Source organism: Streptomyces sp. A2-16, assembly GCF_018128905.1.
In the GTDB taxonomy this organism is placed as follows: Bacteria; Actinomycetota; Actinomycetes; order Streptomycetales; family Streptomycetaceae; genus Streptomyces.
This window is the reverse complement of the sequence record NZ_CP063808.1, coordinates 2,479,839-2,491,699: the sequence shown is the minus strand read 5'-3', so window position 1 is coordinate 2,491,699 and position 11,861 is coordinate 2,479,839. Positions and strand designations below refer to the sequence as shown.

Below are 11,861 nucleotides of genomic sequence, written 5' to 3'. Positions count from 1 at the left end.
AGGACACCCCATGACACGCCCCACCCCCGCCACGCACACCCAGCTGGACCAACTGCTCACCGGACTCGTGGAGCGGGTCGCCGACGTGACGCAGGCTGTCGTGCTCTCGGAGGACGGGCTGGTCGTCAGCAAGTCCACCGGGTTCCTGCGCGACGACGCCGAGCGGCTGGCGGCGACCGCGTCCGGTCTGATGAGCCTGAGCAAGGGCGTCAGCATGGACTTCCGCGGCGGCCCGGTGCGCCAGGCCCTCATCGAGATGGCCAACAGCTTCCTGATCCTCACCTCCGCGGGGCCCGGCGCCCATCTCGTCGTCCTCACCGGACCGAACGCCGACGTCGGTGTCGTCGCGTACCAGATGAACATGCTGGTGAAGAAGATCGGCGAGCACCTCAGCGCGGCACCACGGGCCGGCATCGGCCCCACCGGCGGGTGAGGTGACCGACAGTGACGCGTCGGGCCGGCTGGTGCGACCGTTCGCCCTGACCGGTGGACGGACCAGACCCAGTCGCGCCGACTTCACCCTCATCACGACGGTGACCGCGGTGGACCCGCCGCCGGAGCAGGCTCCCCGCCCGCAGGCCGAGCAGTCCCGCATCCTGCGCCGGTGCGCCCGCCCGGTCGCCGTGGCGGAGCTGGCCGCGCTGCTGGACCTCCCGGTCAGCGTGGTCGTGATCATGCTGTGCGACCTGCTGGAGGCGGGCCTGATCACCGCGCACCCGCCGCGCCCCGTCTCGCCCCGCACTCCGGACCTGGACCTGTTGCAGAAAGTGAGGGAAGGCCTTGGCCGGCTCTGACACGCTCGCCACCGGGACAACCGGCACTCCGGCCGCACCCGACACCGTCAAGATCCTGATCGCCGGGGGCTTCGGCGTCGGCAAGACCACCATGGTCGGGTCGGTCAGCGAGATCACCCCGCTGCGCACGGAGGAACCCCTCACCGTCGCGGGCCTGGGAGTGGACGACCTCGCCGGGATCGAGGAGAAGCGGGCCACCACCGTGGCCATGGACTTCGGCCGCATCACCATCAGCGACGAACTGGTGCTGTACCTCTTCGGCACCCCGGGCCAGCAGCGGTTCTGGTTCATGTGGAACGACCTCGCCGTCGGCGCTCTGGGGGCCGTCGTCCTCCTGGACGTCCGCCGCCCGGAGTCGAGCTTCGCCGCGGTGGACTTCTTCGAGCGCCGGCGCATCCCCTTCGTCGTGGCGGTCAACGGCTTCGACGGCCGGCACCCGTACCCGGCCGAGGACATCAGGGAGTCCCTCGCCCTCCCGGCGGACGTGCCGGTGGTGCTGTGCGACGCACGGCGGCGGGAGTCGTCCCGGGACGTGCTGATCACCCTCCTGGACCTGCTGATCGCCGCCGCGGTCGACTAGCCGCCGTCGCTCGTCGGGATCCGCCGTCACGCGTCAGGATCCGCCGTCACGCGTCGGAACCCGCTGTCACTCGTCGGGACCGGTCAGCTCCTCGTTCGAGGACGGGATCAGCCGGGCCCCGAGGTCCGGTTCGGGCATCTCGCGGTCGAAGGGGAACATCGGCCGGCGGATCCGGCGATGGCCCAGACGCGGCAGGTCCTGGTCGACACCGCCGGGAGTGAGGGCCATCTTCCAGTCGGCTGCCATCGCGAACAGCTCAGGCTCGAGATACCCGATCTTGACGAGCACGACGTCCGCCTCGCGCGGGGCCAACTCCAGGTCGGTGAAGTCGTGTTCGCAGTGGTACGGCTTCCTCAGCCGGGTCAGGACCACGTACACGCTCCCCACCCGCAGCACCACCTCGGTCCGCGCGTGCGGGTCGCCGTGCCGGATCGCGTGGACGACCCCGGTCAGGGTCAGCGGGCCCGCGTGCCGGTCGTCGACCTCGGCGCCCGCGGTGACGGTGACCGTGGCGCCGACGCCGGCCCGTACGGCCGTGTCGACGGCGGACGGGCCCGGGAGCGAGGCGTAGATCGCCGTCGGGCCGGACGGGTCGGCGAACTCCGGCCTGGCCAGCACCTGTCGGAGCCCCCAGGTGACGTCACCCGCGCCGCCCGCCGTGGGGTTGTCGCCGGTGTCACTGATGAAGTACGGCCGTTTCCGGGAGGCCAGGGCCGCGTCCAGGCACTCCTCCATCGTGCCGGTCGGGGCGACGAAGCCGAAGTCGTGGCGGGCCTTCCAGAAACCGCGGGCGAGCCGTTCGGCACCGGTCGTCACCGCGTCCGCAGAAGGGCCCGTGACGACGACGGCGGCCCGGTTGCGGGGTTCGTCCGCCCACGCGTAGCCCACCCAGATCGCCGCGTCCGTCACTCCGTCGGCCGCCTCCACCTCCGCCACGGCCGCGTAGACGCTCTTCGCCGGCTCGATCCGGGTGGAGGTCTGCTCCCCTGCCAGCAGCACGGGGACCGGGATCCAGGCCTTGACCGGGCGGGGCGCGCCGCTCGCGAGGTGGTCCACGAGATTGCGGGCGGCCCGCTCCTTGGTCTCCATGGCGTCCTCGTGCGGGGCCATGCGGTAGCAGGTGATCAGGTCGGTGCGGTGGACCAGTTCGCGGGAGACGTTGCCGTGCAGGTCCATGGAGGCGGAGATGACGGTGTCGGGGCCGGTGATCTCCCTGATGCGGTTCAGGAGTTCGGCTTCGGCGTCGACCACGCCCTCCACCGTCATCGCGCCGTGGATGTCGTACCAGAGGCCGTCGATCGGGTCCGACCGGGCCAGACGGTCGAGGAGTTCGGCGGTCAGGTCGGCGTAGGCGGCGGCGGTGACGATGCCGCCGGGGAGTGCCTTGCCCACGAGGGCGCCTCTCCAGTCGGCGGCTTCGCGCAGCGGTCGTCCCGGCGCGAGGAAGGGGTAGCGGGTGAGGACGTCGTCGCCGCGCAGGGGGTGGAAGGCGGGGGCCTCGGTGCGGGCCGGGGAGAAGGTCGAGGACTCGATGCCGAGTCCTGCGACGGCGATCACGGGACGGGAAGGGGGCATGGGGTGCTCCAGGTCGTTCGTCGACTGCGGATTCGTCGGCCGCGGATTCGTCGGCTGCGGATTCGTGGACTGCGGGTTCGTCGTGTCCGGCCGTGCCCGCGCGGCGGAACCGCGCAGGGACACGGTCCAGCGCCTCTAGAGGCCCCCCGTGACCGTCTGCATCGCCCGCGCCAGCGCCCGCTGCAGGGCGAACTGACCCGCCCCCGCCAGCCCGGCGTCCGCCCCGAGCGACGTCCGCTCGATCACCAGGTGCTGTGTCACCAGGGGATGGCAGCCCTCGTACAGCTGGCTGCGAACGGCCGCGACGAAGGGTTCCAGCGTGGAGAGGATGCCGCCGAGATAGACCGCGTCGGGGTTGAAGAAGTTGACGTTGGCCGCCAGGACCCGGCCCAGGTAGCCACCGGCCCGGCGGACCGCGCGGGTGGCCTCGGGGTCGGCGTCGGTGGCGAGCCGTACGACGTCCTCGGTGGCCGCCACCCGCAGGCCCTGTTCCCGCAGGATCCGCACGAGTGCCGCGCCCGAGGCGACCGTCTCCAGGCAGCCGGTGTTGCCGCAGGAGCAGGGCGTGTCCTGGGCGGCCTCGACGCGGACGTGGGTGATCTCCCCCGCCCCGCCGGTCGCGCCCCGGTACAGCCGTCCGTCCGCGATGACGCCCGCGCCGATCCCGGAGCCCACCTTCACCATGATCGACTGCCGGTGCTCGGCGGGCCGGACGCTGTGCTCGCCGACGGCCATGCAGTTGGCGTCGTTCTCGACGGCCACCGGCACGGCGAAGCGCTCCTCGAACCAGTCGCGTACCGGGAAGCGGTTCCAGCCGGGCATGCGCGCCGGAAGGGTGACGAGTCCCGGTTCCACGTCGACCGGGCCGGGCAGGCACAGGCCGACGCCCCGCAGCCGGTCCCGGCCGTGCCGGTCGATCAGGGTCTGGAGGGTGTCCGCCAGGCCGGGCAGCGCGGCCTCGGGGCCGTCCGCCGTGGCGAACGGCACGGTCGACACGTCGGTCAGGCCGCCCCCGGGGTGAACGACCCCCACGCGCGCGTGCTTTCCACCGAGGTCGGCCGCGACCGCGTACCCGTCGCTGCCGCCGAGCCGCAGCACCTTGCGCGGTCGTCCGCCGGTCGAGGACCGGGTGCCCTCCTCGGCGACCAGGCCATGGGTCAGCAGCTGGCCGACCGCGAAGGACACGGTCGAAGGGGCGGCACCCAGCAGTGCGGCGAGTTCGGTACGGGTCGACGCCTGTCCGGAGGCGAGGAGTTCGAGGACGCCCTCGGCGAGGGAGGAGAAGCCGGTGCCGTGCCGGCGATGCGATGGCGGACTTTTTTCAAGCATGGACGAAGTTACTCCCGAATTCCGGGGTCGGGGCGTCGAGCGTAAGTCCCAAAACTCTCCCTGTCCTTTTTCCAGAACAGCAGAAACAGGCTTTTTACAGCGGCGCGCCTGTTTCTTCCAACGGACGGGGCGTTCACTGGCTCCACCCCCGCTTCCGCCTCCCTTGTCCCTGGAGCAACCATGTCCCCTGTCCGCACGAGACTCTTCGCCGGCGCCGCCGCCCTCAGCGCGGGCGCCCTGCTTCTCACCGCGTGTTCCGGGTCGAGCGGCACGTCGTCGTCCTCGCACGACGTCATCAACTACGCGCTGCCGGCGAACTTCACCCCGAACTGGATCCTGCCGATCGGCACCGCTGCGCACCTCAACACCAACAACATCTCCATCGCGAACACCCTGTGGGAGCCGCTCATCGCCTACGACGGCTCCACGGGCAAGATCGCCTGGAACAAGGCCGGTTCGGTCGCCACGGCCGCCGACTTCGCCGCCGACAACAAGAGCGTGACGATCACCCTGGGCGACCGGCACTGGAGCGACGGAAAGCCGATCACCTCGGCGGACGTGAAGTTCTGGTTCGACCTCATCAAGGCGAACAAGGCCCAGTGGGCGGGTTACAACCCGGGCAAGGCGCCGGACAACTGGACGTCCTTCAGGACGGTCGACGACCGCCACTTCACCATTACCTTCGACCGGGCCTACAACCCGCAGTGGATGCTGGCCAACGAGCTCAACTCCATCACCCCGCTGCCGCAGCACGCCTGGGCCGGGGGCCGGGACGCCAAGCAGGCGTGGACGTATCTGAACGACGCGGCCAAGAACATCTCCGGGTACGCCTCCGACCCGCTGTGGAAGACCGTCAGCGGCCCCTACGCCGTCAAGTCCTTCTCCACGGCGGGCAAAGTGGTCCTCACCGCCAACAAGAAGTACGACGGCGGCGAGAAGGCGAACATCCCCACGGTGAACCTGCTCCCCTTCACCACCGCGGACGCCGAGAAGAACGCCCTGCGTTCCGGCAGCGTCGACTACGGCTACATCGAGGCCACCGACCTCGACCAGAAGGACAGCTTCACCGCGCGGGGCTACAAGGTGGAGCCGTGGTCGGGCTGGGCGATCACCTACATGCCGTACAACTTCAACAACCCGGCGATGGGCGCCGTGTTCAAGCAGCTCTACGCCCGTCAGGCCGTCCAGCACTCCATCGACCAGACCACCCTCGCGAAAGTCGTCCTCAACGGCACGGCGGTACCCGGATACGGGCCGATCCCGCAGGGACAGGCCTCCGACTTCCTGTCGCCGGTCCAGAAGGACAACCCGTACCCCTTCTCGAACGACACCGCCAAGTCGCTCCTGACCAGCCACGGTTGGACCGAGCAGGGCGGGGTGATGACCTGTGCCGAGCCCGCGAAGTGCGGTGAAGGCATCGCCAAGGGCACCAAGTTCGAGATGCAGGTCCTCTCGCAGTCCGGCTCCGCGGTCACCGACAACATGATGAGCGCGATCCAGTCCTCGCTCGCGAAGAGCGGCATCAAGTTCTCCATCAGGACGGCTCCGGTCAACTCGGTGCTCTCCCAGACCCCGCAGTGCACCTCGGGCCAGCCCATCTGCAAGTGGCAGCTGAGCTTCTTCGGCACGGCGGGCAGCTGGTACTTCAACGCCTTCCCGACCGGTGACTCGCTGTTCCAGACCGGCGGCGGCTCCAACTTCGGCGGCTACTCGAACGCGGACGTCGACAAGCTCGTCTCCGCCTCCACGACGTCGAGTTCGAACCGGGCGATCCAGGACTACAGCGCGGCCCTCGCGAAGGACCTGCCGGTGATCTGGCTGCCCGAGCCGGACTACCAGATCTCCGTCGTCAGAGACGGACTCGGCGGCTTCTCCCAGGACTCGCTCGCCAACTTCCACCCGGCGCAGTGGAAGTGGACCGACTAGTGGACACGGTGCTCTACCTCGTCCGCCGGCTCCTTCAGGCCCTCGCCGTGATCCTGATCGTGACGATCGTGGTCTTCGGCCTGCTGCACGCACTGCCCGGGGGCCCCGCACGCGGAATCCTCGGACCGCAGGCGACGGCCGGCCAGATCGCCGCGTTCAATCACGAGCAGGGGCTCGACCGGTCCTTGCCGGTGCAGTACGTCCTGTATCTGCGCGAGTTGGTGCAGGGGGATCTCGGGACGTCGTACACGCTGAACGAAGCGGTCTCTCGGCTGATCGGGCAACGGCTGCCGAAGACCCTGGTGCTGACCGTGCTGTCGGCCGTCGTCGGGCTGCTGCTGGCGGTGCCGCTCGGGATGTGGCAGGCGGTGCGACGGAACAAGCCGGCCGACTACGTCATCACCACGCTGGGTTTCGTCGCGTACTCCACGCCCGTGTACTTCCTGGGACTGCTGCTGATCCTGCTGTTCACGCAGGTCCTGCGGTGGTTCCCCTCCCAGGCACCCCAGGGGGACACGCTGGGGCAGGTGTTCGCGGACCCGGCGGCGCTGGTGCTGCCCGTGGTGACCGGGGCCGCGTCCATGGTCGCCGTGTTCAGCCGGTACATGCGCGGCGCGACCCTGGAGAACCTCTCGGAGGACTACGTGCGGACCGCTCGGGCGGGTGGGGCCTCGCAGTACGCGGTGCTCTTCCGGCACGTCCTCCGCAACTCGCTGACCCCGGTCGTGGCGATGCTCGGGTACTACGTGCCGGTGCTGTTCGGCGGCGCGCTGGTGGTGGAGCAGTTGTTCAACTACCCGGGGATGGGGCTGCTGTTCTGGTCCGCGGCCCAGTCGTCGGACTATCCGGTGCTGCTCGGGTGTGTGCTCGTGATCTCGGTGGCGACCGTGGTGGGGACCTTGCTCGCGGATGTCGTGCAGCGGGTTGTGGATCCTCGGGTGAAGGAGGGGCGGGCGTGAGTGTTCAAAGCGCGGGCCGGTGGGGGCTGATCGCGCCCCGCGGCGGAGCCGCGAAGGGACGCACCCCCTCGCCGCTGAGAGCGCGCTTCGCGCGAAATCGGCTCGCTGTTGCGGGGAGCGCTGTGGTCGTTCTCTTCCTGCTGTTCTGTTTCGTCGGCCCGCTGGTGTACTCCACCGACCAGACCCATACCGATCTCACCCAGGTCAACCTGGCGCCCGATTCGGCCCATTGGCTCGGTACCGACGCCGTCGGGCATGACCAGCTCGGGCGGCTCATGTACGGCGGTCAGGTCTCCCTGCTCGTCGGGCTCGCGGCCGGGGTGCTCGCCACGGTCATCGGGACCCTGTGGGGCGCGGTCGCCGGATACGTGGGCGGCTGGGTGGACGCGGTGATGATGCGGGTCGTCGACGCCGGCATCGCCATCCCCGCGCTGTTCATCCTGCTGGTCGTCTCCGCCATCACCAGTCCCGGCACGCTCGGGCTGATCGTCGTGCTGGGGCTGGTGTCCTGGCTGGTGCCGTCCCGGCTCGTGCGGGCCGAGACGCTCACGCTCAAGAACCGGGACTACGTGCTGACACTGCGCGCCACCGGCGGCACGCACGGGCGGGCGATCCGCCGGCACATCCTGCCCAACGCCGTCTCCACGATCGTCGTCGCGGCCACCTTCCAGGTCGCCGACGCGATCCTGCTCATCGCGTACGTGTCGTATCTGGGCCTCGGTGTGCAGCCGCCGAAGACCGACTGGGGCGGCATGCTGTCGACCGGGCTGACGGCCGCGTACTCGGGGCGCTGGTGGCTGATCGTGCCACCGGGCCTGGCGATCATCCTCGTCGTGTGCGCGTTCAACGCGATCGGCGACGGCCTGCGGGACGCCTTCGACGTGAGGGGACGGGCGTGAACATCCTGGCCATCGAGGACCTCGGGGTGACCTTCTCCACCGAGACGGGTGACGTGCCCGCCGTGCGCGGGGTGTCGCTGCGGGTGCGGCCCGGCGAGACCCTGGCGCTGGTCGGCGAGTCGGGGTCCGGCAAGTCGACGGTCGCGCTCGCCGCGATGGGGCTGCTGCCGGGCAACGCGCGCGCGTCGGGGCGGATCACGGTCGACGGCACGGAGATCGTCGGCGCGTCGGAGGCGTCACTGGCCCGGCTGCGAGGACGGACCGCCTCCATGGTCTTCCAGGAACCGGCCACCGCTCTCGATCCGCTGACCCGGGTCGGTGCCCAGATCGCGGAGGTCGTACGCAATCACCGGGCCGTCTCCCGGTCCGAGGCCGCCCGGGAGGCGGTCGAGCTGCTGCGCCGTGTCGGGATTCCCGAGCCGGAGCGGCGGGCCTCGGCGTTCCCCTTCCAGCTGTCGGGCGGCCAGCGGCAGCGGGTCGTCATCGCCATGGCGATCGCCAACTCGCCGAGCCTGCTGATCGCGGACGAGCCGACCACCGCCCTCGACGTCACTGTGCAGGCCGAGATCCTGGATCTGCTGCGGCGGTTGGCGGCCGACTCCGGCACCGGTGTCCTGCTGGTCACGCACAACATGGGCGTGGTGGCCGACTTCGCGGACCGGGTCGCCGTGATGCTGCGGGGCGAGGTCGTGGAGAGCGGGCCGGTGGAGCAGGTGCTGCTGCGGCCCGGTCACACCTACACGCGGGAGCTGCTGGCGGCGGTGCCGCGGCTGAGGTTCACCGGCGAGGACGCTCCCCCGGTCGAGGTCGAGGAGCCCGCGGTGGTGCGGCTGCGTGAGGTGTCGGTGCGGTTCGGTCGGGTCCGGGCCCTCGACGGCGTCTCCCTCGACGTCCGTCCCGGTGAGACCGTCGGGCTCGTGGGCGAGTCCGGGTCGGGCAAGTCGACGGCGGCCAGGGTCGCGCTCGGGCTGATCGCGCCCGCCTCCGGCTCGGCGTCGCTGTTCGGGGCCGACCTGGGCCGGGTCCGGGGCCGGAAGCGGCGGGCCCTGCTGTCCGGTGTGGGTGTGGTGCTCCAGGACCCGGTGGCCTCGCTGGACGCGCGGATGAGTGTGGCCCAGTGCGTGGCCGAGCCGCTGCGGGTGCACCGCCGGGGCATGTCGCGGGCGGAACGTCGGGACCGGGTCGCGCAGGCCCTCGAACTCGTGCGGCTGCCGCAGGAGTTGGCCGAGCGCGGCCCCCGTGAGCTGTCCGGCGGTCAGCGGCAGCGGGTGAGTCTGGCGCGGGCGCTGGTGCTGGAACCCCGGCTGCTGGTCGCGGACGAGCCGACGAGCGCGCTCGATGTGAGCGTGCAGCGGACCGTGCTGGAGGTGATCGCCGAGTTGCAGCGGGAGCTGGGGTTCGCCTGTCTCCTCGTCTCCCACGACCTGGCCGTGGTGCAGGAGTTCGCACAGCGGGTCGTCGTCATGCGGGACGGGCGCATCGAGGAACAGGGGGCGACCATGTCCACGCTGCTGCGCCCGGAGAGCGCGTACACGCGGCGGCTCATCGCGGCCGTACCCGTGCCGGACCCGGTGGTCCAACGGGAGCGGCGGGCCCGACGGCGGACGGAGGCCACCGCGTGAAGGTGCTCGCCGGGGTCGACATCGGCGGCACGACCACCCAAGTAGCGCTGCTCTCGGGCGACTTGACCGTGGTGGAGCGGTTGGAGGTGCCCACCCCCGCGGCCGCCGGCGGGGGTGCGATGGCCGGCGCCGCGCTGGCCGCCGTACGCCGGCTGCTCGACCGTACGGGCGCACGGCTGCTGGGTGTCGGGGTCGGGGCGGCGGGCGTGGTGGACGCGCGCGGGGGGCGGATCCTGGTCGCCAGCGACTCCTTCCGGGACTGGGCGGGGTTCGCGGTGACGTCCGCGTTCGAGGAGGCGCTCGGGGTGCCGGCGTTCCTGGACAACGACGTCAACGCGTTCCTGCGCGGCGAGGCCACGGCCGGAGCGGTCGCGGGTGAGCCGCACGTGCTCGGGATGACCCTGGGCACCGGGGTCGGCGGGGCGCTGTGGCTGGACGGGGCACTGTACGACGGTCCGCACGGCGCGGCGGGCGAGATCGGGCACGTGCCGGGCTTCGGCGACCTGCCGTGCACGTGCGGCGGGCGCGGTCATCTGGAGACACTGGCGTCGGGACGGGCGATCGCGGCGCGGTACGCCGAGCGGACAGGGCGTGCACTGAGCGCCCGTGAGAGCGCGGAGGCCGCCGACCCGGACGCGCTCGCCGTGTACGAGGAGGCGGGCACCGCCGTCGCCCGCGCGCTGCTCGTCACGGCGGGGCTCCTGGACGTCACCACCGTCGTGATCGGCGGGGGCGTCAGCCGCGCCTGGGCGCTCCTCGCACCACCGATCCTGCGGGCCCTGGGCGCCGAACCGCCGGTCAGCGGGCATCCGGTGCGGGTGGTGCCCGCGCTGCTCGGCGCGGACGCGGTGGCGGTGGGAGCGGCGGCGCGGGTGCGGGCGGAACTCGGGGCGTGAGCGGCGCGGACGCGAACGGCGCGGATCACCCCCGTGGAGGCGGGTGTCCGCGCCGGTCGTGGATCGGTGCCGGCCGAGGCCGCGCGCCGATCGGGATCAGCCGAGGCCGGTCGTCGATCGAGGTGAGCCGAGGCCGGTCGTCGATCGAGGTCAGCCGAGGCCGTTCGTCTTCAGCCAGGCCTTCGCCACGTCCAGCGGGTCCTTGTTCTCCAGCTGGACCTGGTAGTCCATGTCGAGGAGCGCCTTGGTGTCCAGCTTGGCCGAGACCGCGTTGAGGGCGGCGACGCCCTCCGAGGAGAGGCCGGACTTGTACACCAGGGGGGTCACGTTCGCAAAGCCGAACAGGTTCTTCGGGTCCTTGAGGACGACGAACTTCTCCTTGGTGATGGTGGGGTCGGTCGTGAAGATGTCCGCGGCCTGCACGGTGTTCTTCTTCAGCGCCGCCTGGGTCAGCGGACCACCCGCGTCGAGGGCCTTGAAGGACTTGAACTTCAGGCCGTACTCGGACTCGAGGCCGAGCAGACCCTGCTGCCGGGTCTGGAACTCGGGCGATCCGCCGATGACCAGGTCCGGGGCGATGGCCTTGAGGTCGGCAAGGGTGGACTCGGCGGTCAGGTTGTACTGCTTCGCGGTGGCCGCGTTGACCGAGACCGAGTCCTTGTCCTCCGCGGGCGCCGAGTCCAGCAGCGTCAGCTTGGAGTCGAGCTTGGCCTTGACCGCGGCGTCCACGGCCTGGATCGACTCCTGCTTCGCGTCCTTGTCGAGGTAGGCCAGCAGGGAGCCGTTGTACTCGGGCAGGACGGTGATGGAGCCGTTCTTCAGCAGGCCGTAGGTGGTCTCGCGGCTGCCGATGTTGGGCTTGTAGGTGACCTTGACGCCCTTGGCCTTCAAGGCCTCGCCGTAGATGTCGGCGAGCAGGATGCTCTCGGCGAAGTTGTTCGAGCCGACGACGACGGTGTCGCCGCTGCCGGCGCCGGCCGTGTCCTCGGAGAGCGGGTCGGAGGTGTCGTCGGAGGACCCGCATCCCGCCAACAGCACCGTCGCGGCGGCGAGCGCGACGGCGGCCACGCCGGGGTTCTTCCTGAGGGACCTGCGGAGTGCGGCGGTAGAAGTCACGATTCCCGTTCCGGAACTGAGGGGATTCAAAGTGGTTCAAGGGCGTTCGAGGAGGGAAGCCCTTGCACTGATCCAATCCAGCCCGTTCTGGCTCAGTCAAGACCGGCCTGGTCACAATTGGCGTCAACCCGTGGCCGGTTGTGAAGGAAGAGCGAAACCGGCCCG

The 11,861-nt window shown here is 70.9% G+C and carries 12 protein-coding genes; 9 read left to right on the top strand and 3 right to left on the bottom strand.

Going from position 1 to position 11,861, the window contains the following annotated elements:
• The first annotated feature begins 10 nt into the window (after positions 1–10).
• From IOD14_RS11245 to IOD14_RS11235, 3 genes are read left to right on the top strand one after another with little or no spacing between them, the layout of a single operon-like run.
• Positions 11–433, top strand: coding sequence for a roadblock/LC7 domain-containing protein (locus IOD14_RS11245; RefSeq protein WP_030313681.1), 423 nt, complete (start codon positions 11–13; stop codon positions 431–433).
• Between the two features lies 1 nt (position 434).
• Positions 435–794, top strand: a complete 360-nt coding sequence (locus tag IOD14_RS11240; RefSeq protein WP_123992258.1) for a DUF742 domain-containing protein — start codon at positions 435–437, stop codon at positions 792–794.
• A complete protein-coding gene (locus tag IOD14_RS11235; protein WP_123992257.1) occupies positions 781–1,374 on the top strand; it encodes an ATP/GTP-binding protein in 594 nt (197 codons plus the stop codon). The genes IOD14_RS11240 and IOD14_RS11235 overlap by 14 nt, the downstream gene beginning before the upstream one ends.
• Positions 1,375–1,440: 66 nt before the next feature.
• Here the strand turns inward: IOD14_RS11235 and IOD14_RS11230 are convergent, their stop codons facing one another.
• Positions 1,441–2,949 (bottom strand): M81 family metallopeptidase, encoded by a 1,509-nt coding sequence (locus IOD14_RS11230; protein ID WP_212670165.1) that lies wholly within the window; start codon positions 2,947–2,949, stop codon positions 1,441–1,443.
• Between IOD14_RS11230 and IOD14_RS11225 the strand changes: the two genes are divergently transcribed.
• Positions 2,948–3,088: a hypothetical protein gene (locus tag IOD14_RS11225; RefSeq protein WP_160160175.1), complete on the top strand. Its 141-nt coding sequence runs from the start codon at positions 2,948–2,950 to the stop codon at positions 3,086–3,088. The genes IOD14_RS11230 and IOD14_RS11225 overlap by 2 nt on opposite strands.
• On the opposite strand, the gene IOD14_RS11220 is transcribed toward IOD14_RS11225, so the two are convergent.
• Positions 3,085–4,278, bottom strand: coding sequence for an ROK family transcriptional regulator (locus IOD14_RS11220; protein ID WP_123992255.1), 1,194 nt, complete (start codon positions 4,276–4,278; stop codon positions 3,085–3,087). The genes IOD14_RS11225 and IOD14_RS11220 overlap by 4 nt on opposite strands.
• Before the next feature lie 180 nt (positions 4,279–4,458).
• Between IOD14_RS11220 and IOD14_RS11215 the strand changes: the two genes are divergently transcribed.
• From IOD14_RS11215 to IOD14_RS11195, 5 genes are read left to right on the top strand one after another with little or no spacing between them, the layout of a single operon-like run.
• Positions 4,459–6,204 (top strand): peptide ABC transporter substrate-binding protein, encoded by a 1,746-nt coding sequence (locus IOD14_RS11215; RefSeq protein WP_212670164.1) that lies wholly within the window; start codon positions 4,459–4,461, stop codon positions 6,202–6,204.
• On the top strand, positions 6,204–7,163 hold the full coding sequence (locus tag IOD14_RS11210) for an ABC transporter permease (protein WP_123992253.1): 960 nt from the start codon (positions 6,204–6,206) through the stop codon (positions 7,161–7,163). Before IOD14_RS11215 ends, IOD14_RS11210 begins: the two co-directional genes overlap by 1 nt.
• 26 nt (positions 7,164–7,189) lie before the next feature.
• A complete protein-coding gene (locus IOD14_RS11205) occupies positions 7,190–8,062 on the top strand; it encodes an ABC transporter permease (RefSeq protein WP_249126261.1) in 873 nt (290 codons plus the stop codon).
• Positions 8,059–9,684: an ABC transporter ATP-binding protein gene (locus IOD14_RS11200; protein ID WP_123992252.1), complete on the top strand. Its 1,626-nt coding sequence runs from the start codon at positions 8,059–8,061 to the stop codon at positions 9,682–9,684. Before IOD14_RS11205 ends, IOD14_RS11200 begins: the two co-directional genes overlap by 4 nt.
• Positions 9,685–9,686: 2 nt before the next feature.
• Positions 9,687–10,580 carry an ROK family protein gene (locus IOD14_RS11195; protein WP_123992946.1) on the top strand — a complete coding sequence of 298 codons (894 nt, stop codon included), beginning with the start codon at positions 9,687–9,689 and terminating at the stop codon, positions 10,578–10,580.
• Positions 10,581–10,730: 150 nt separating this feature from the next.
• Here IOD14_RS11195 and IOD14_RS11190 read toward each other — a convergent pair whose 3' ends face one another.
• On the bottom strand, positions 10,731–11,696 hold the full coding sequence (locus IOD14_RS11190; protein WP_123992251.1) for an ABC transporter substrate-binding protein: 966 nt from the start codon (positions 11,694–11,696) through the stop codon (positions 10,731–10,733).
• Positions 11,697–11,861: the final 165 nt, after the last annotated feature.

Excerpts from the sequence above, each read along its gene's own strand:
- IOD14_RS11225 (WP_160160175.1), top strand. The coding sequence starts at position 2,948 with ATGGGGTGCTCCAGGTCGTTCGTCGACTGCGGATTCGTCGGCCGCGGA.
- IOD14_RS11220 (WP_123992255.1), bottom strand. The coding sequence starts at position 4,278 with ATGCTTGAAAAAAGTCCGCCATCGCATCGCCGGCACGGCACCGGCTTC.
- IOD14_RS11245 (WP_030313681.1), top strand. The coding sequence starts at position 11 with ATGACACGCCCCACCCCCGCCACGCACACCCAGCTGGACCAACTGCTC.
- IOD14_RS11230 (WP_212670165.1), bottom strand. The coding sequence starts at position 2,949 with ATGCCCCCTTCCCGTCCCGTGATCGCCGTCGCAGGACTCGGCATCGAG.
- IOD14_RS11215 (WP_212670164.1), top strand. The coding sequence starts at position 4,459 with ATGTCCCCTGTCCGCACGAGACTCTTCGCCGGCGCCGCCGCCCTCAGC.